The sequence below is a fragment of the Acidovorax sp. 35-64-16 genome (genome assembly GCF_002281195.1).
GTDB classification, from domain to species: Bacteria; Pseudomonadota; Gammaproteobacteria; order Burkholderiales; family Burkholderiaceae_C; genus Acidovorax; species Acidovorax defluvii.
This window is the reverse complement of the sequence record NZ_NCFM01000002.1, coordinates 222,557-241,588: the sequence shown is the minus strand read 5'-3', so window position 1 is coordinate 241,588 and position 19,032 is coordinate 222,557. Positions and strand designations below refer to the sequence as shown.

The 19,032-nt window shown below is 67.7% G+C and carries 13 protein-coding genes and 1 tRNA gene; 9 read left to right on the top strand and 5 right to left on the bottom strand.

The features are described 5' to 3' along the window. Positions 1 to 73 precede the first annotated feature (73 nt). Complete coding sequence (locus B7Y64_RS03385) at positions 74 to 1,228, top strand: PilT/PilU family type 4a pilus ATPase (protein ID WP_111865678.1); 1,155 nt, start codon at positions 74 to 76, stop codon at positions 1,226 to 1,228. A 38-nt stretch (positions 1,229 to 1,266) separates the two neighbouring features. On the opposite strand, the gene B7Y64_RS03380 is transcribed toward B7Y64_RS03385, so the two are convergent. Further along, positions 1,267 to 2,745 carry a deoxyribodipyrimidine photo-lyase gene (locus tag B7Y64_RS03380; protein ID WP_291324872.1) on the bottom strand — a complete coding sequence of 493 codons (1,479 nt, stop codon included), beginning with the start codon at positions 2,743 to 2,745 and terminating at the stop codon, positions 1,267 to 1,269. A 21-nt stretch (positions 2,746 to 2,766) separates the two neighbouring features. Between B7Y64_RS03380 and B7Y64_RS03375 the strand changes: the two genes are divergently transcribed. The 6 genes from B7Y64_RS03375 (at position 2,767) to B7Y64_RS03350 (ending at position 7,641) form a co-directional block, all read left to right on the top strand. Beyond that, on the top strand, positions 2,767 to 3,366 hold the full coding sequence (locus B7Y64_RS03375; RefSeq protein ID WP_024816193.1) for a YqgE/AlgH family protein: 600 nt from the start codon (positions 2,767 to 2,769) through the stop codon (positions 3,364 to 3,366). Continuing rightward, a complete protein-coding gene (ruvX, locus tag B7Y64_RS03370; protein ID WP_024816192.1) occupies positions 3,363 to 3,782 on the top strand; it encodes a Holliday junction resolvase RuvX in 420 nt (139 codons plus the stop codon). Before B7Y64_RS03375 ends, ruvX begins: the two co-directional genes overlap by 4 nt. Further along, positions 3,779 to 4,381, top strand: coding sequence for a bifunctional pyr operon transcriptional regulator/uracil phosphoribosyltransferase PyrR (gene pyrR / locus B7Y64_RS03365; RefSeq protein WP_024816191.1), 603 nt, complete (start codon positions 3,779 to 3,781; stop codon positions 4,379 to 4,381). The genes ruvX and pyrR overlap by 4 nt, the downstream gene beginning before the upstream one ends. Before the next feature lie 2 nt (positions 4,382 to 4,383). Continuing rightward, on the top strand, positions 4,384 to 5,346 hold the full coding sequence (locus B7Y64_RS03360) for an aspartate carbamoyltransferase catalytic subunit (protein ID WP_291324873.1): 963 nt from the start codon (positions 4,384 to 4,386) through the stop codon (positions 5,344 to 5,346). Between the two features lie 202 nt (positions 5,347 to 5,548). Next, complete coding sequence (locus B7Y64_RS03355; RefSeq protein ID WP_111865682.1) at positions 5,549 to 6,844, top strand: dihydroorotase; 1,296 nt, start codon at positions 5,549 to 5,551, stop codon at positions 6,842 to 6,844. A gap of 59 nt (positions 6,845 to 6,903) precedes the next feature. Next, positions 6,904 to 7,641, top strand: a complete 738-nt coding sequence (locus B7Y64_RS03350) for a lysophospholipid acyltransferase family protein (RefSeq protein ID WP_024816188.1) — start codon at positions 6,904 to 6,906, stop codon at positions 7,639 to 7,641. Positions 7,642 to 7,799: 158 nt separating this feature from the next. On the opposite strand, the gene B7Y64_RS03345 is transcribed toward B7Y64_RS03350, so the two are convergent. Continuing rightward, positions 7,800 to 8,864, bottom strand: coding sequence for an ABC transporter ATP-binding protein (locus tag B7Y64_RS03345; protein WP_291324874.1), 1,065 nt, complete (start codon positions 8,862 to 8,864; stop codon positions 7,800 to 7,802). A 119-nt stretch (positions 8,865 to 8,983) separates the two neighbouring features. Between B7Y64_RS03345 and B7Y64_RS03340 the strand changes: the two genes are divergently transcribed. Together B7Y64_RS03340 and B7Y64_RS03335 are read left to right on the top strand one after the other, a co-directional pair. Beyond that, a complete protein-coding gene (locus B7Y64_RS03340; protein WP_291324875.1) occupies positions 8,984 to 10,612 on the top strand; it encodes an iron ABC transporter permease in 1,629 nt (542 codons plus the stop codon). A 343-nt stretch (positions 10,613 to 10,955) separates the two neighbouring features. Then, positions 10,956 to 12,368, top strand: a complete 1,413-nt coding sequence (locus tag B7Y64_RS03335) for a phospholipase D-like domain-containing protein (RefSeq protein ID WP_291324876.1) — start codon at positions 10,956 to 10,958, stop codon at positions 12,366 to 12,368. Between the two features lie 404 nt (positions 12,369 to 12,772). Here the strand turns inward: B7Y64_RS03335 and B7Y64_RS03330 are convergent. The 3 genes from B7Y64_RS03330 to B7Y64_RS03320 all read right to left on the bottom strand — a co-directional run bounded on the left by B7Y64_RS03330 (position 12,773) and on the right by B7Y64_RS03320 (position 19,028). Continuing rightward, positions 12,773 to 12,847 (bottom strand) — tRNA-Arg (locus B7Y64_RS03330). A 50-nt stretch (positions 12,848 to 12,897) separates the two neighbouring features. Beyond that, entirely contained in the window at positions 12,898 to 17,148 is a 4,251-nt protein-coding gene (locus B7Y64_RS03325; protein WP_291324877.1) for a translocation/assembly module TamB domain-containing protein, read from the bottom strand. After that, on the bottom strand, positions 17,148 to 19,028 hold the full coding sequence (locus B7Y64_RS03320; RefSeq protein ID WP_291324878.1) for a BamA/TamA family outer membrane protein: 1,881 nt from the start codon (positions 19,026 to 19,028) through the stop codon (positions 17,148 to 17,150). The genes B7Y64_RS03325 and B7Y64_RS03320 overlap by 1 nt, the downstream gene beginning before the upstream one ends. Between the last annotated feature and the right edge of the window lie 4 nt (positions 19,029 to 19,032).

Below are 19,032 nucleotides of genomic sequence, written 5' to 3'. Positions count from 1 at the left end.
CCCGCAAGGGCCGGTCAGCCCGGGCATTCTTGCCGGCACTGCCGGTAAGATGCCTGCATGATCAGGAGGCCTCATGGATTCGCAAACACCTGCGGCAGATGGCCGCCTGCTGTCTTGCCTAGCGCTGATGGTGCGCGAAGGCGCTTCGGACCTTTTTCTTCTGGCGGGTGCACCGCCCACGCTCAAGCGCCAGGGGGCCTTCCTGCCAATCACCAAGGGGTCGGTGACTGCCGAGGACGTCCGGACGATGGTGTATTCGATCATGCGCAAGGCGCAGATCGATGAGTTTGAAGCCTCGAAGGAATGCGATTTTTCGTTCCAGTCGCAGGATCTGTCGCGCTACCGTGTCAATGTGCACCTGCAGCGCGGCAATGTGGGGGTGGTCGTCCGCCATGTCACGGCCAAGATTCCTAGCCTTGACGAACTGGGCTTGCCGCCGGTGCTCAAACAGCTCGCCTTCCTGAAAGGTGGGCTGGTGCTTACCGTCGGTTCTGCCGGGTCGGGCAAGACCACCACACTGGCCGCGATGCTGGACTATCGCAACGAGAACACGGCGGGGCATATTCTCACCGTGGAAGACCCCATCGAGTACCTGCACACCCACAAGAAATCGTTGGTGACACAGCGCGAGGTGGGGCTCGATACCGCGTCGTATGACGAGGCCTTGCGGCGTGCGATGCGGGAGGCGCCGAACGTGATCATGATTGGCGAGATACGCGACCGGGCCTCCATGCAGCATGCGCTGCATTACGCCGAATCCGGGCATCTGTGCGTGTCCACTTTGCACGCCAACAATGCCAACCAGGCGGTGCAGCGGATTGTGAATTTTTTCCCCGAGCAGGCCCATCGCCAGCTGTTGATGGACCTGTCATTGAATCTGCAGGCCGTGGTGGCCCAGCGGCTGGTCAAAAACGTGCACGGATCGGTGGTGCCAGCGATGGAGGTGATGCTGCTCACCCCCTACGTGTCGGAGCTGATTCAGAAGGGCCAGATCGACGAGATCAAGACGGCCATTGCGCGCAGTGGTGAGCAGGGCATGTGCACCTTCGATCAATCGCTGTTTGAGCTGTATGAGCGCGGTGTCATCTCGCCAGCCGAAGCTGTGGCCAATGCCGACAACCGCACCGATGTATCGTTGCGCCTGCGCCTGGCCTCGGGTGCGCCCCTGGGGGTGGATGGAATGCGCATGAGCGACCAGACTGCCGAGGACGCACCACCCGCAGCGTGAACGTCCCGCCGTCTCAACGGCCCAGGCACGATCCACGATCACCCGGCCTTGACCACGGCATAGCGCTGCAGCGTGCGCAGTCTGGCACTGTCATGGTCTACCACGGGATGCGGGTAGGTGTCGCCCAGCACCACCCCGGCCTCTTGCAGCTCCAGGGGGCGGGCACGCCAGGGGGCATGCAGGGCTGCAGTGGGCAGCTTTGCCAGCTGTGGCAGGTAACGACGGATGAATTTGCCCTCCGGGTCAAACTTTTCGCTCTGGCTAACCGGGTTGAAGATGCGAAAGTAGGGCTGGGCGTCGCACCCGCTGGAGCTGGCCCACTGCCAGCCGCCGTTGTTGGCGGCCAGATCAAAATCATTGAGGTGTGTGGCAAAGTAGGCCTCGCCCCGGCGCCAGTCGATGCCCAGATCCTTCACAAGAAAGCTGGCCACCACCATGCGCAGCCGGTTGTGCATGTAGCCCGTCTGGTTGATCTGCGCCATGGCGGCATCCACCAGCGGGTAGCCCGTACGGCCCTCGCACCAGGCGGCAAACAAGGCGTCGGCTTCGGGGCCTGATTCCCACTGAATGGCGTCATACGCCGGCTTGAAGCTGCGGTCCACCACATGGGGATGGTGGTGCAGGATCTGAAAGTAAAAATCCCGCCAGATCAGTTCGCTGAGCCAGGTGGTGGCACCCGGGTTGCCGTCCAGCATCAGCCGATGCGCTGTGCGCGCCAGCAGGCGTGGCGAGATGGTGCCAAAACGCAGGTGCACGCTCAGATAGCTGGGGCCCTTGACCGCCGGAAAGTTGCGCGTGTCGTCGTACCGTTCGATCCGGCCCAGAAAGTCGTCGAACAACTGCTGTGCACCACTGGCGCCAGTGGGCAGCCTGGGCTGTGACAGGGTGGTGGCCTCGAACCCCAGCGACGCCAGCGTGGGGACGGGGTGGCAGTGATCCAGCGGGCGGGGCGCCAGGCGGTGCGCGTGGCGCTCCACCGTATAGCCTTTGAGCTGAAAGGCATCCACCTTCTTGAGCCAGGCGTTCTTGTAGGGCGTGAACACGCTGTAGGGATTGCCGGTCTGCGTCAGCACCTCGCTGCGCTCCAGAATGGTGTGGTCCTTGAAGGTGTGAAATGCCCTTCCGGCAATGGCCAGCCGGGTGCGCACCAGGCTATCGCGCGCCAGGGCCTGGGGCTCGTCGTCGTGGTTGGCAAAAACAGCCTGGGCACCCAGGCTGTGTGCCAGTGCGGGCACCGCCTCTGTGGCCACCGCGTGCAGCACGATCAGTCCGCCGCGTGGGTGGGCGGACAGCGTTCGCAGCACCCCATCAAGCTCTTGCAACGACTCCCGGATGAACTCCACGCGCCGATCGGTCCGCGCCAGCGGGTTCAAAATTTCATGGTCAAAAACAAAGACGCAATGCACCTGCTGGCATTGGGTGAGCGCCCGGTACAGGGCTGCATGATCGGTGGCGCGCAGATCGCGGCGGAACCAGACGAGTCCGGTGGGGTAGGAAGGCTCGGAGGAGGGCGCCATGTTCACCGTTAAAATTAGCCAATGACATCCGATTCTGCGCCCATCAACCTGACGCATCATTTCCTGATCGCGATGCCCGGTCTGGAAGATGAGTCTTTTGCGCGCACTGTGGTTTACCTGTGCGAGCACAGTGAGCGTGGCGCCTTGGGCCTCATCATCAACAAGCCCTCCGACATCACGCTCAAGGGGCTTTTCGACAAGGTGGATTTGTCTTTGCGCCGTGAAGACCTCCGCTCTGAGCCCGTCTTTCAGGGCGGCCCGGTGCAGACCGAGCGCGGTTTTGTGCTGCACGAGCCCATGTTGATGAACCGCGCAGAGACCGACGAGTCTGCCTATGCATCCACCATGACGATTCCGGGCGGCTTGGAGATGACCACCTCCAAGGATGTTCTGGAGGCCCTGTCCACCGGCGCGGGCCCGCGCAGGGTGCTGATCACGCTGGGGTACTCGTCCTGGGGTGAGGGTCAGCTGGAGTCCGAGCTGGCCGAAAACGCCTGGCTTACCGTGGGTGCCGACCTGTCGGTGATCTTTGACACTCCCGTGCCCCAGCGCTACGACAAGGCGCTGGCCCTCTTGGGGCTGCAGGCCTGGATGATCTCGCCGGAAGCGGGGCACGCATGACCGGCTTGCCCGTTCAGCCCGCCGTTCCTGCGCATTTTCAGACCTTTCTTGCTTTCGATTTTGGCCTCAAGCGCACGGGTGTGGCCACGGGCAACCGCATGCTGCGCAGCGCCACGCCGCAAGCCACCATCAAGGCCGAGGGCGACGCACGCTTTGTGCAGGTAGCGCAGCGCATCAAGGAATGGCAACCCGACGCCCTGGTGATCGGCGTGCCCTACCACCCCGACGGCGCGAGCCACGAGAACACCGAGAAAGCGCTCAAATTCGGCCGCCAGCTGCGCGGGCGCTTCGGCCTGCAAGTGTTCGAGGTGGATGAGCGCTACAGCACCACTGAAGCCATCGCGGGCGGTGCCAAGGATGCCGACGCTGCGTCGGCCTGCATCATCCTGGAACAGTTTTTGAGGAATCTTCCATGAGCAACCCCTCCCATCCAGCGGCAGTCGAAGGATTTTCCGCCGGGCCGCCCCAAGGAAAATCAGCGCCCTCGGGGGGCAGCGCAGCACACGCAGTGGCAAGCGTGGGGGCTCTAGCCCTCGATGCCGAGGCGCTGTACCGTGAACTGCTGCGCGGCGTGCGCAGCATGCTCACCCCCACCACACATCTGGCGGGCATTGCCTCAGGTGGCGCCTGGTTGGCCGAGCGCCTGCAAAAGGACCTGGGCCTCGAAGGGCCTGCCGGCGTGCTCTCGTCAGTGATGCACCGCGATGACTTTGCCCAACGTGGCCTGTCGGCCGGGGCGCAGACCTCGCTGCCGTTTGATGTGAACGGCGCCGATGTGCTGGTGCTCGACGACGTGCTCTACACCGGCCGCACCATCCGCGCCGTGCTCAACGAGCTGTTCGACTATGGCCGCCCAGCCAGCGTGCGCCTGGCCGTCCTGGTGGACCGCGGCGGGCGCGAGTTGCCCGTGCAGGCCGACTTTGCGGCTGCCCGCGTGGCGCTGCCGCCCTCGCAGTCGCTTGCGCTGGCGCGCGACGAGCAGGGCCGCTTCCAATTCCAAGTCAAAGAGGTGTGACCGTGCTGCACAAGCGCAACCCCCAACTCAACCACCACGGCGAGCTGATCCACCTGCTTTCCATCGAAGGCCTGCCGCGCGACATCGTCACGCACATCCTCGACACCGCCGCCAACTTCGTCAGCGTGAACGACCGCGAGGTCAAGAAGGTGCCCCTGCTGCGTGGCAAGAGCGTTTTCAACCTGTTCTTCGAGAACAGCACGCGCACGCGCACCACGTTCGAGATCGCGGCCAAGCGCCTGTCGGCCGACGTGCTCAACCTCGACATTGCGCGCAGCTCGGCCAGCAAAGGCGAATCGCTGCTCGACACCATCGCCAACCTCTCGGCCATGGCGGCCGACCTGTTTGTGGTGCGGCACAGCGAGTCGGGTGCTCCCTATCTGATCGCCCAGCATGTGGCGCCGCACGTCCACGTCATCAACGCGGGCGACGGGCGCCATGCCCACCCCACGCAGGGGCTGCTGGATCTCTACACCATCCGGCACTACAAAAAAGACTTCAGCAGCCTCACCGTGGCCATCGTGGGCGACGTGCTGCACTCGCGCGTGGCGCGCTCCGACATCCATGGCCTGACCACGCTGGGCTGCCCCGAGGTGCGCGTGGTGGGCCCGCGCACGCTGGTGCCGTCCGACATGGCGCAGATGGGCGTGCGTGTGTGCCACACGCTCGAAGAAGGCATCAAGGACGCCGATGTGATCATCACCCTGCGCCTGCAGAACGAGCGCATGAGCGGAGCGCTGCTGCCGTCGAGCCAGGAGTATTTCAAGAGTTTCGGCCTCACCCCCGAAAAACTGCGCCTGGCCAAGCCCGACGCCATCGTGATGCATCCTGGCCCCATCAACCGTGGGGTCGAGATCGACTCAGCCGTGGTGGACGGAAAACAAAGCGTGATCCTGCCGCAGGTGACGTTTGGCATCGCGGTGCGCATGGCCGTGATGTCCATCGTCGCAGGGAATGAGGCATGACCTCCCTGAGCCGCTTCGCGTCTTCCCCCCAAGGGGGGACGCCACCCCTGGCCCGGCAAAGCCGGTTCCTCGGTGGCACTCGCATGGCATCTGTTGTGGCGCAAATGCCGTTGTGCATAGATGCGAAGGATGTGTTTGCTCCATATTTCATAGCTGCTTGCGCTTATCCAGTAAGCGCTAGCGGCCAATTTGGCTCGAAATCATGAAGATACTGATTCAGAACGGCCGTGTGATCAACCCCGCCAGCGGGTTCGATCAAACCTGCGACATTGCCCTGGCCGCGGGCCGCATCGTGGGTATCAACCGGGTGCCGCCCGACTTTGCGCCCAACCGCGTGATCGACGCGGCAGGCTGCATCGTGCTGCCCGGCCTGGTGGACCTGGCGGCGCGCCTGCGCGAGCCGGGCCACGAGCACGAAGGCATGCTCGAATCCGAAATGGCCGCCGCCGTGGCCGGTGGCGTGACCAGCCTTGTGTGCCCGCCCGATACCGACCCCGTGCTCGACGAGCCCGGCCTGGTGGAGATGCTCAAGTTTCGCGCCGAAAAGCTGCACCAGTCACGCCTGTTTCCGCTGGGCGCGCTCACGCGCGGCCTTGCGGGCGAGGTGCTCACCGAGATGGCCGAGCTCACCGAATCGGGTTGCGTGGGTTTTGGCCAGGCCGAGGTGCCGCTGGCCAGCACGCAGGTGCTGCAACGCGCGCTGCAATATGCCGCCACTTTTGGCTACACCGTGTGGCTGCGCCCGCAAGAGATGCACTTGGGGCGTGGCGTGGCGGCCAGCGGCCCGCTGGCCACGCGCCTGGGTCTTTCGGGCGTGCCCGTGGCCGCCGAAACCATTGCGCTGCACACCATTTTCGAGCTGCTCAAGACCACCGGCGCCCGCGTGCACCTGTGCCGCCTGAGCAGCGCTGCCGGCGTCGAGCTGCTGCGCCGCGCCAAGGCCGAAGGCCTCAAGGTGACGGCCGATGTAAGCATCAACTCGCTGCACCTCACCGACGTGGACATCGGCTTTTTTGACAGCCGCGCCCGCCTGTCGCCCCCGCTGCGCCAGCAGCGCGACCGCGATGCGCTCAACGCCGCGCTGGCCGACGGCACCATCGACGCGCTGGTGTCCGACCACAACCCGGTCGACGAGGACGCCAAGACCCTGCCGTTTGCCGAAGCCGAGCCCGGCGCCACCGGGCTGGAGCTGCTGCTGTCACTCGCGCTCAAGTGGTCGCAGGACAGCGGCGTCCCACTGCAGCGCGCTCTGGCCACCGTAACTTCTGAGCCCGCGCGCGTGCTGGGCAACGCCCTGGGCACGCTGCAGGCGAGTGTGGGCCAGCTGGTGGAAGGCGGCGTGGGCGATCTGTGCATCCTCGACCCGCAGGCCGCCTGGACGGTGCGGGACGATGCGCTGCGCAGCCAGGGCAAGCACACGCCGTTTTCGGGCTACGAGCTGCCGGGCCAGGTGCGTGCCACGCTGGTCGGCGGGCAAGTGGCGTTCGAGCGCGACTGACCCGTGCACCGCTGTTGTGTGCGGCACGCCCGCTGGCGTTGTGCGGGAGGCGGTGCAGCATGAACAATTTGCGCGCCTGCTGGCGCCTGCTGCGCGTGCTGGGCCACATTCTCAAGGGCCTCGCCATAGTGGCGGTGCGGTTTCCGGCGCTGTCGCCCGACCAGCAACATGCGCGCGTGCAGGCCTGGTCGATGCAGCTGCTGGCCCGTGCGGGCGTGTCGTTGCGCATCCTGGGCACGCCGCCCGTGAATGGGCCGGTGATGCTGGTCGCCAACCACATTTCGTGGCTCGATATTCCGGTCATGCACGCGGCGCGGCATTGCCGTTTTGTCTCCAAATCGGACGTGCAGGCGTGGCCCCTTGTTGGCACGCTGGCTACGGCCGCCGGCACGCTTTACATCGAACGCAACTCGCGCCGCGATGCGCTGCGCATGGTGCGATCGATGCACGAGGCACTGGAGCGCGGCGAGGTGCTGGCGGTGTTTCCTGAAGGCACCACGGGCGACGGGCGGGCCATGCTGCCGTTTCACGCCAACCTGCTGCAGGCGGCGGTGACGGCAGACGCTTTTGTGCAGCCGGTGGGCCTGCACTTTGCCGACAGGGCCACGGGCATGACCAGTTTTGCGCCCAGCTACATCGGCGACGAAACCCTGGTGGGCTCCATCTGGCGCACCCTGCGCGCGCCCGCGATCGAGGCCGTGGTGCACTACGGCGTGCCCGAGCAGGCGCAGGGCCGGGACCGCCGCGCCTGGACGCAGCATCTGCACGACACGGTGGACCGCCTGCGCCAGACGTAAACCGGATTCGCCCTCCACGCGATCACTGCGTTGCTTCGACCGCACCCGTGGCCATGTGTTGGCAGCGCCTTCGCGGCCTGTTGGTTTGCTACTATTTCGATAGCTATTGGCGCTTTGCAGTAAAGCGCTAGCGGCCGATTTTGCTTGTAAAAATCCAGTCAGACGCGCGCAAACGTGACGACATGATCCACCTGCGCACGAATGCCAATCCATTCGCCCACCGCATGGTTGTGGTGGCTGGGCACATGGGCCATCAGCGTGTGGCCGCTGGCCAGGCGCAGCGTGTATAAAAACTCCGAGCCGCGAAACGACTTGCGCAAAATTTGCGCCTGCACGGGGGCGTGGTCGTCGTGCACCACGTCATCGGCGCGCAGCAGCACATCGCATTCGCCACTCGGAAAGCTGGCGGGCAGGGGGCATTCGGCCAGATCGGTCAGGTCGCCCAGCGGGGTTTGCGCCACCACGTTGTTGCCGCGCTGCACCAGCGTGGCGGGGGCAAAAACGCCGTGGCCGATGAAGTCGGCAACAAAGCGGGTGGCCGGGCGGTGGTAGAGGGTGTAGGCATCGTCCCACTGGTGCAAATGGCCTTCGTGCATCACGCCAATCACGTCACCGATCGCAAAGGCCTCCAGCTGGTCGTGCGTGACAAACAGCGCCGTCGCTCCGGCGGCCTTCAGGATGTCGCGCACCTCGTGCGCCAGGCGCTCGCGCAGATCGACATCGAGGTTGGAAAACGGCTCGTCCAGCAGCATGAGCTGCGGGCGCGGGGCCAGCGCCCGTGCCAGCGCCACGCGCTGCTGCTGCCCGCCCGAGAGCTCGTGCGGAAAGCGTGCCTCGCTGCCTTCCAGCCCCACCAGTTGCAGGGCCTCGGCCACGCGCGCAGCCTGCTCGGCCCGGGGCAGCTGGTGGATGCCGAAAGCCACGTTGCGCTCCACGCTCAGGTGCGGAAACAGGGCGTAGTCCTGGAACACCATGCCAATGCGCCGCGATTCGGGCGGCACATTCAGCTGCGCACTGCCCACCAGCTCGCGCTTGAGGCGGATCTCGCCGGCCGACACGGGCTCGAGCCCCGCCACGGCGCGCAGCAGCGTGGTCTTGCCGCAGCCCGAGGGGCCGATCAGCACGCCGATATCGCCCGCACGCAGCCCCAGCGTGACGCCCTGCACCGCTGCCTGGGAACGGCCCGCGTAACGCACTTCGAGTTGGGAAACCTCAAGAAACATGGCCTGATTCTAGTGGGGCGGGTCTGGCAGGGCGGGTCGAATGCTTAAAATTCGCATTTGCATTCCTGGTCGCCCTGTGGGTCGGTAGTGCCCTTTCCCTATTTGCCGAGCACCCTGTCTTGCACCGCACCCGCTTTTCCTTATCCACCTTGCCCCTGATCCTGCTGGTGGGCCTGCTGGCCTTGCCCGTGCTGGCGCTGCTGGCATCGTGGCTGCCCTGGGGCGTGGTGCAGGCCGACACCGGCGCCATCCTGCGCGAGATGGCCAGCACTGTGCTGCCTGGTTACGTCTGGACCACGCTGTGGCTGGGCCTGTGGGTGGCGGTGGGCGCGGCCGTGGTGGGCACGGCCACGGCGGCGGCGGTCACGCTGTTCGAGTTTCCGGGCCGGCGCGTTTTTGAGTGGCTGCTGCTGCTGCCGCTGGCCATGCCGGCGTATGTCACGGCCTATGCCTACACCGACTTTCTGCAGTTCAGCGGGCCGCTGCAGGTAGGGCTGCGCGAGACCTTCGGGCTGGAGGGGCGCCTGCTGCCCGAGGTGCGCAGCCTGTGGGGCGCCATCTGGGTGTTTACTTTTTCGCTGTATCCCTATGTTTACCTGCTGGCGCGCACGGCGCTGGGCGAGCGCGCGGCGCACCTGATGGAGGCCGCACGCCTGCTGGGCGCGCCGCTCTCTCGGCGCATCACCTCCATCGCGCTGCCGCTGGCGCGCCCGGCCGTGGCCGCGGGCGTGGCGCTGGCGCTGATGGAAACCCTGGCCGACTTCGGCGTGACCAGCTACTTCGGCATCCAGACCTTCACCACCGGCATCCTCAAGGCCTGGCTGTCCATGGACAACCGCATTGCCGCCGCGCAGTTGTCCACCATGCTGCTGGCCCTGGTGCTGGTGCTGCTGTGGCTGGAGCACCGTGCCGAGCGGCGCATGCGCTTCACTGCCAAGGGCACCGGCCACGCGGGCGCCACCGAGGCCCAGCCCGTGCCACTGCGTGGTCTGGCGCGTGGCCTGGCCTGGGGCGTGTGTACGCTGCCCGTGTTCATGGGGTTTGTGGCGCCGGTGGCCTTCATGCTGCGCCCGCTGGCGTCGGACTGGTCGGTGCTGCCCTGGAGCCGTTTTCTCGAATGGGCCTGGAACAGCGTGCGGCTCGGTGGCATCACCGCCGGCCTGGCAGTGGCCGTGGCGCTGGCGCTGGCCTTTGCCGTGCGCCGGAGGCCCGACCTACTCACGCGCGGCGTGGTGCGGCTGGCCAGTGTGGGCTATGCCGTACCAGGCGCCGTGATCGTGGTGGGCTTGCTGCTGCCGGTGGGCTGGGTGCAGGCGCACTTTCCGCATTGGGGCGTGGGCGCGCTGGTCACCACCACGGCGGTGGGCATTGTGTGGGCGTATCTGGTGCGCTTTTGCGCAGTGGCGCTGCAATCGGTGCAAAGCGGCTATGCGCGCATTCCGGCCAGCCTGGACGACTCGGCCCGCATGCTGGGCGCGGGCAGCGCGCGCCTGATGGCCAATGTGCACTGGCCGCTGCTGCGCCGCTCTACCGCCGCCGCTGCGCTGCTGGTGTTTGTGGACGTGATGAAAGAGCTGCCCGCCACCATGGTGCTGCGCCCCTTCAACAGCGACACCCTGGCCGTGGTGGCCTACCAGCTGGCGCGCGATGAGCGACTGGGCGAGGCTGCTTTGCCTTCGCTGGCGCTGGTGGCGGTGGGGCTGGTGCCGGTGATCCTGCTCAGCCGCACGCTGCGCGGCCGCGCCTGAAACCCGCCGGGCTCTGCGGCCCGGCGCTGTTGCCCAGCGGCCGCCATGCGCCGTCGCTATGCTTGGGCACCATGCGGCTGTTTGCACTACCTCACCCCCCGCCTGGCAACGCCCGGTTCATCCGGCCTTTTGAAGCGTGCCACCCCGTTCGGGCTGGGCTTGTCGAAGCCCTTGCGCAAGCCCGGGGCGAACGTAATGCTGCCGGTGCAATCCACCGTGCCATGTCAATGGTTCGGGCAGCAGGAGCAGGCCACTGGATGTCCACCACCGGCTGTGCCACCCCGGGCGGCTCGGCCCGCCGGGCGCCGCCGTGTGGGCGCATGGCCACGCCACAAGGTGCCGCATGACCGACTTCGTGCTGCTGTCCGGCCTGGGCCACGCCATGCTGGTGGTTGCTGGCTTGCTGGTGTATGTGATGTTCACCCGCATCGACCACCAGCGCCGCCATCCCTCTGCGGCGCTGGCGTGGGTGCTGGGCATCGTGGCGTTTCCCTATGTGGCGCTGCCATTGTTTTTGCTGGTGGGCTCGCGCAAGTTTGCGCGGCCGCTGCGCACGCTGCACCGGCCCGGCACTGCGACGACGCTCAGCCACGCGGCGACGGGCGAGGGCCCCGCCTGGGCCACGCACCTGCTGGGGGGCATGGACCTGGCGCCCGCCGTGCGCAACGCCCATGTCCACTTCCACGAAGACGGCCCTGAGGCCCTTCAGGCCTTGCTGGCCCTCATCGACTCTGCCCGGCACAGCCTGGACGTGTGCACCTTTGTGTTCCACCACGACGAGGTGGGCGACCGCGTGGCCCAGGCCTTGGTGCAATGCGCCCAGCGCGGCGTGGCCACGCGGCTGCTGGTGGATGCCGTGGGCAGCCTGCACACGCCGGCTGCCGTGCTGAGCCAGCTTGCCCGCCAGGGTGTGACGGTGCGGCGCTTCATGCCCCTGCTGCACAACCCCATGCGCGGGCGCACCAACCTGCGCAACCACCGCAAGGTCGCCGTGGCCGACGGGGCACGCCTTTGGAGCGGCGGGCGCAACCTGGCCAGCGAATACTTTCTGGACCGCCCCGGCAAGCCCGCCTGGCTGGACCTGAGCTTTGATGTCGAGGGCCCACTGGCTGCGCTGGCCCAGGCGCAGTTTCGGGCCGACTGGCGCGCCGCCACCGGCCGTGTGCGCTTCACCCGCCACCTGCCGCCACCGCGCCATGCGCTGGTCGGCCCGCCCGGCGGCGCGCTGGCCCAGTGGGTGCCCAGCGGGCCCGATCAGCCCGACGACACCGTCTATGCGCTGCTGCTCACGGCGGCTTATCACGCGCAGCGCCGCATCGTGGCCATCACGCCGTATTTCGTGCCCGACGAGGCCCTGCTCGATGCCTGGTGCATTGCCTGCCGGCGCGGGGTGCAGGTGCACCTCATCGTGCCCGCCCGCTCCAACCACCGCCTGGCCGACCTGGCCCGCGAACGCGCCCTGCGCCAGCTGTCCACCGCGGGCGCACGGGTGTGGCTGGCCCCCGGCATGGTGCACGCCAAGGCGGTGGTTATCGACGACAGCATGGCGCTAACCGGTTCGGTCAACCTCGATGCGCGCAGCCTGTTCCTCAACTACGAACACATGACGGCCTTTTACGACCGCGAGCAAGTGCAATGGCTGGCCCACTGGTGCGCCCGCCACATCGCCACCGCCCAGCCCCACCACGCACGCCAGCCGTCGTGGCTGCGCGACATCGCCGAGGGCGTGGTGCGGGCGGTGGGGTTTCAGCTGTAGGGCGTGCCCGCTGCAGGCGAGGGTGCGCAGCAAGGCAAGCGCGGCGAACGCGGCCCGCGCATGGTTAAGTTAACTCCTGATTTGATAGCTGCTTGCGCTTATGAATAAAGGGCTAGAGGCCGATTTGACTCAATATCTGTCAACGGAGTGTTTTTCCCTGCCTTCGGCGTCTCTTCCCGATCAGTCATGCGCCTGTCTTCATGTCGGTTGCGGCGGAGCATTCACCACGCCTTGGAGGCGCGGCATGCGCGCTATACGGCAATGCAGGCATTTGTCCGAGGCGCGATGGGCTCATTGCAACTGGCTTCAACGCCTCGCAGCATGTTGTTGCATGGATCCAGGCCACTTCTCACAGGGGAAAAAGAAAAAGGCCGGAAGCTTGCGGAAGCTTCCGGCCTTGCATGTGGTCCCCTCGACAGGAATCGAACCTGTATCTAGCGCTTAGGAGGCACTCGTTCTATCCATTGAACTACGAGGAGGCAGCCGGCGATTGTAGAGGCTGGGCGGGGCGCCGGTTTTCGCGGTGAAATCAGTCGTAGCGCACGGTGTAGATGATGTCCACGGCGCTTTTTTCGCCTGTCTGGCCGCGCAGTGTGAGGCGGCGCGAGAGGTCGTAGAAGATGTAGAGCGTGCCCAGCGTGCCCGACAGGCTGCGCTCGTAGGTCACATACATGTCTTTGGAAAGGCGCTTGCCGAAGGTGAGCGCGGCGCTGGTGGCGTCTTCGCCGGTGCCGGGGCCCTTGAAGCCGATTTCGTCCAGGCCCAGGCGGCTGGCCACCTGGGCAGTGGGGTTGCTGCCGCCGCCGCGCCCCAGCAGGGTCAGGGCGGCTTGTTGCAGCACAGCGGCTTCGGCGCCGCCGTTGGCCGCATCGCGGCCCAGCACCACCCACGACAGTTTTTCGGCGTCGGGCATTTCGGGGTCGGAATATAGCCGCACACGGGGCGACAGGGCCGAGCCGGTGACCTGCACGCCCGCGCGCACGCTGATGTTGGGGCGCAGCGCCAGAATGTCGAGCGCAGCGTTGTTGTAGGGGCCGTTGAAGCGGATCAGGCCTGTCTCCACGTCCAGCATCTGGCCCCAGGCGCGGTAGCGGCCCGCGTCGGTGCGCACCTCACCCGTCACGCGGGGTGGGGCACCGGGCACGGTGCTGCTGCGGATGTCCAGCTCGCCGGTGAGGCGCGTGGTGATGCCCTGGCCCTGCAGCGCAAAGTCGCGGCCCAGGTTGAGGGTGATGGCAATGGCAGGTGGCCGGGGGGTTTCGGCTTGCGCTGCTTTCTGGTTGGCGCGGGCGGCCACCTGGGCCTTGGCCTGGTCTGCGCGGTCTTTGGCGGCCGAGCGCACCACCACGTCCGAGCCCAGGCTGGGCGCTGATTCGTCGGGCAGGATGATGGTGGCCCGGTCGGCGGTGAGCTTGCCGCGCACGCTGAACTGGCCCTGTTGCAGCTGCGCCTGCACCTGGCCCGACACGCTGACCTGCCGGTCGGCGCGCACCAGCACCTGCAGCGCGCGGGCCTCGGCCGTGATGTCCATGGCAATGCCCGACATGCCCTCATTGGGCTCGCCCCAGCTCAGCCGGCCCGAGCCCGTGAGAGTGCCGCCGTCTTGCGGCGCGGGCGTGCGGTTGCCGCTGAAGCCGGCAATGCGCGCGTTGCTGCCGCGCCCGCCTTGCAAGCGGAATTCGGTGATGTCGAGCTGATTGCCGCGCAGTGTGGCGCGCAGCTTGCCGCCCTGCAGGTCTACCCCATCGACGATGGAACGCACGGCCAGGCCGTCGGCACCCAGCGTGCCGGCCCAACGGGGGGCGTTGCGGGTGCCCGAAAGGGTGGCGTTGGCGTCGAGGGTGCCGCGCACGCGCCAGCCCGGTGGAGCCAGGGCCGACCACACGCCCACATCGGGAAGGCGGGCGCGCACGGTGGCGGCCAGCGGAGCATCGGGCGCCCAGGTGACACCCGCCAGTGCGTTGCCCCCCGCCGGCGAGTCGCCCAGGGTGAGGCGGGTGTTGGCGGTGGCATCCATATCACCGGCGCGGTCGCTGGCCCAGAGCAGGCGCGCGCGCAGGGCGTCGCCTTCGGCCTCCAGCGTCAGTTCGGCCTGGCGCACGCCGGCAGGGCTGCCGGGCTGCGGGGTGGTGATGGAGGTGGGGCTGCCCGCGCCGGTGCCCTGGCCAGAGCTTTGCAGCACCGTGACCGGGGCAGTTTCGCCGGTGAGGATGCGCAGGTCACCGCTGGTGCGCCGCAAGCTGGCCTGGGCGCGCAGCGTGGAACCGACATCCACGTTCCATTGGCCCTCCAACACCATGTTGCCCCCCAGGCCCAGGCGGGCCAGCAGCGGCTGGGCCGGTTTGCCAGCCACTGCGGGCGTCCCTTCCAGCCCCAGCGCATCCAGCCATGCAAAGGGCAGGCCTTCCAAGCGGCCCTGGCTTTGCAGGCGCATTGCCGTGCCGGGCCCTGCCTGGTAGCGCGTGGGTTGCCATTGCAGCGCCACGCTGCCGGGCAGCGGGCCGGTAAGGCGGGCCTGGCCCGCCGCAGCCTGCAGCGCCACCGTGCCAGGTGTGGCGGGTGGCTGGCCCAGCTGCGCCGTCAAGGCCAGGGGCTGCAACAGCTCCAGTGTCCAGGGGCCGGGGCGTTGGGTGTCTTGCGCCTGCATACGCAGCTCGTTCACCTGCGCTTTCCACAGCGCGGCGGATGCCAGCCCGCCCGCGACGCGCGTGCGCAGCGTGGTCTGCAGTGTGCCCGTGCGCAGCGTGCCGTCCAGTGCCAGCGTGGCCTGCCGCAGCGAACCCGCCAGTTCTGCCCGCAGCGATTGCAACTGCACAGCGGTCGCCGTAGATGCGTTGCCCGGCGGCAGGGTCAGGTCGAGTTGCGGTGCGGTCAGCGTGGCCTGCAGGGTGAACGGGGTTTTGTCCGCGGGCGGCGCCGTGCCTGTCCGGGCAGCCTGCAGCTGCTCTGCCAGGCTTTGCCAGCCGCCGGTCCAGCGGCTGGTCAGTTGCGCCTGGCCCTTGATCGTGGCTCCTTGCAGGGCCGTGGCCAGGCCCGGCAGGCTGGTCAGCCAGCGCTGGGTGCGGTCGGCGTCGGTCCACTGCACTTGCAGCGATCCGGCACCGGTGCGGGGGGCCATTGCACCCGTGGTCTGGGCGCTGGCGCCGGGCACTGTGAGTTGCAACTTCCCTTGTGCGGATGGGGTGCCCAGCGCCACCCGCAGGTCGGTGGCCTCCAGCCGGGCCTGCATGGCATCGACCAGCAGGCGTTCCAGTCGCACCGTGCCGCCATTTTCTTGCGCCTGCCACTGCCCCTTGGCTTGCAAGGCATTGATGCGCAGCGCAGGGGCGCGTGGCGCTCGCGGCGCTGTGGCTTTGCTGGCCTGGATGTCGGCCGTGAAAGCCATGCTGCCGTTGCCCTGGGTTTGCGCTACCACGCTACCCGAGAGCGGCGCTGCCGCCAGCGCCGTGTGCAGCGCCTCGGGGGGCAGGTTGCGCAGCTGGGCCTGTCCGTCGATGGCGCCCGTGGCGGGCGTGTAGTGGCCTTGCAGCGTGGCCGTGCCTTTGCCCACGCTGGCCGTAGCGTCGGGAATGCTCCAGCGCGTGCCATCCCAGTTGGCGCTGGCGGCAAGGGCGGTGAGCGGCAGGCGCGATTGGTCCCATGGGCCTGCCAGCTCGTTGTTGATTTGTGCCTGCACGGCCCAGCCAGGAGTGCCTTGGTCCGCGGTGGGGCCGGCCTGCAGCGTGCCGTTCAGCTGCGTGGCGGGCGCTTGGGGCCACAGCGTGGCCAGGTTGACGGCGCGCAGCGTGGCGCGGGCCTGCTGCACCGGCTGAGGCGCCCACGGGGCCAGCGTGGCCTGCAGAGCGGCCTGCATGGCTTCGGGTACGGCGGCGGCGGCGGGGGTGGATGGGGTGCGCTGCCGGGTAGGCGCAGCCATGCCGGGGGCTTGGGGCGTGGCGGCGGCGGGCTGCGCAGCCTGGGTAAGGGGGCGCAGCTGGGCATCCAGCTGCAATTGCGCGGCAGCGGTGGACAAGGTGCCTTTGAGTGTGGCGTGGGCCTGCACCTGCACGCTGGCGCTGCTGCCGGGTACGGCCTGGTGCACGCTGCCATCCACCGTGGCATCGAGCGCCATGGGAGCCTGGGCGTCCAAGGTGGCGCGGGCGGTGTATTGGCCTTGGGCCAGTGCCACATTGCCAATGGCCAGATGGTGCTGGCGCCCATCAAAGCGGTAGTCACCCGCCAGCCCCAGGGCTTCCACGGCCGGTGTGCCTGCCCATTGCAGGCGGTCAATGCGAAAGGGCAGGCCAATCTGCAGCGGCAGCACCAGCGTGTCCAGTGGCGTCAGGGGCTCGCCGCTGGGCGGGCCCAGCGGGGTGATCGTCACGGTGGCGGCATGCACCTCGCCCAGCTCCAGGCGGCGCTGCAGCAAGGGTGCCAGTTGCCAGCCCACGCTGGCATCGCTGACTTCCACGCGCAGTGTCGGGCTGCTCCAGCGCAGCCAGCCAATGCGGCCGCCGCTGCGCAGCGATCCGCTCACCTCGCGGCTGTCCAGTGTTTGCCCGGCCGGCAGATGCAGGGCGGCGCGCGCCAGCAGGGCTGCCAAAGAGCTGTCGCGGCCCGACCACCACCAGGCCAGCGTGCCGACCGCCAGCACCAGGGCGCACAGGCCCACCAGCAACCAGCCCGAGAACCGCAGGACCCGGCGTACGTGTTTGCCGCGTACGGGTGCGGCGGGCGGGGTGGCGCCGCCCGCAGAGAAATCGGCCGGGGGCGTGCGCTGGGCGGGCGTCTGGCGGCGCATCAGAAGCTGAACCCCAGGCGCAAATGCAGCCGCAGTTGCCGGGACTGCACGCCATAGGCCAGGTCGGCCTGCAGCGGGCCCACCGGGCTGCGCCAGCGCACGCCGGCACCCACGCCAACGCGGGGGTCCAGGTCGCCCACACGGTCGGCCACGGCGCCAGCATCCACAAACACGGCGCTCTCCCAGTCGGTCATGGCGCCGTTGTAAACGATGGGGCGCTGCCATTCGACGCTGGCCAGGCCCAGATAGCGGCCGCCATAAAGCAGGTTGTTTTCGGTGCGGGCGCCGATGGCCCGGTAGCCATAGCCGCGCACGGTGGTGTCGCCGCCGGTCAGAAAGAGCTGCGTTACCGGGATCTGCGCCGTCTGCCGCGCCATCACGGCGCCAGCTTCGGCCCGCAGGGCGATGCGGGCATTGCGCGCGCCACCGGTTTCGGCCTGCACGCGGCCCGCCGCAATGAACGATTGCCAGCGCACCAGCGTGCGCACAAAGGCCGCACGGTCGGGGTGCAGCGTGGTGCCTGCCCCCAGTTCCACCGCCAGCCCGTGCCCACGCGTGGGCGCCACGGTGCTATTGAAATAGCGGCCCGTCCAGCCATAGTTCACGCTGATCGCCGTGCCCGAAGGCGGGGCATTCAGGCCCTGGCTGTTGGCGTAGTCGTATTGCAGAAAATAGTTGCGATCAATGCGTGCACCGCTTTTGCTGCGGCCCGAGCGCAGGCGTGCGCTGTTGACCTGATAGTCGCCCGTGGTTTCGCGCTGCGCCTGGGCCGAGGCAAACCAGCGCCATCCGTTTTCGTCGGGCAGATCGGTCCACTCGGTGGTCGCCAGCTTGGTCTCGCGGTCCAGCAGCAGCTTGCTTACCGCGCGCCAGCCAATGCCGGGCAGCTGGTTGTGGATATGGTCCATGGAAAGGCGGGGGCCGCTGTCGGTGGAGATGCCGGCGCCAAACACCAGCTTTTGCAGCTTGGCCTCGCGCAACTGCGCCACCACGGGGGCGGCCTGCGGGTCGGTGCCTTCGGTGTCGAGGGTGAGAAACACCGCGTCGTAGTAACCGCTGCTGGCCAGGCGCAACTGCGCATCCAGCAGTTGCGCCTCGTCATAAAAAGCGCCGGTGGGCAAGCGGGCCAGGCGCCGCGCGCCATCGGGGTCATAGCGCTCGCTGCCTTGCACCTTCAGGGGGCCAAAGCGGTAAGAGGGGCCCGTGTCGTAGTTCACGCTCAGTGCCGCCTGGTGGGTGTCGGCATCCACCTCGGCGCGGCTTTGCGCAATGCGGGCGGTGGGGTAGCGGCGCACCTGAAGCTGGCGCAGGCCGTCGGCCTTGGCACTGTCCCAGGCCGACTGGGTGAAGGGCTGTCCTGGCAACAGCGACCAGTTGCGTTGCACCCGTTGCTCGCGGCGAGCGTGGCTTTCGGTGTCTTTGTCGGTGCTGTCGGCCACGGTGATCTGGGTGCTGGCAATGCGGGTTTGCGGGCCGGGCTCTACCACTACGACCACGGCACGCAAGGCGGCTTTGCTTTCGGGGGTGTCGGTCATCAGCACCGTGATGGTGGGGGCAAAGTAGCCCATGGTGCCCAGCAGTTCGCGCGCGTTAGCGTCGGCGGCGGCCAGCAGGCGCTGCAACTCGCCGTCTTGCAGATCGGGCAGTGCACGGAAACGTTGTAGTTCCAGATGGCGCTCCAGGGTCTCGCGCACGCCGTCGGGCGCGTTCACTTCAAGGGTGAACGCGGGCAAGGAGGAACTGTCGTTGACCGGGGTGGAGGCTGTGTCTGCGGTGGCGTTGCGTTCGCCTCGGGGCAACAGGCTGCAGCCTTGCAGGCACACCACGCAGAAAAACAGCAACGCCGGCCATCGGGCCGGCGTTGAAAGAGCGATGGGCATGTGC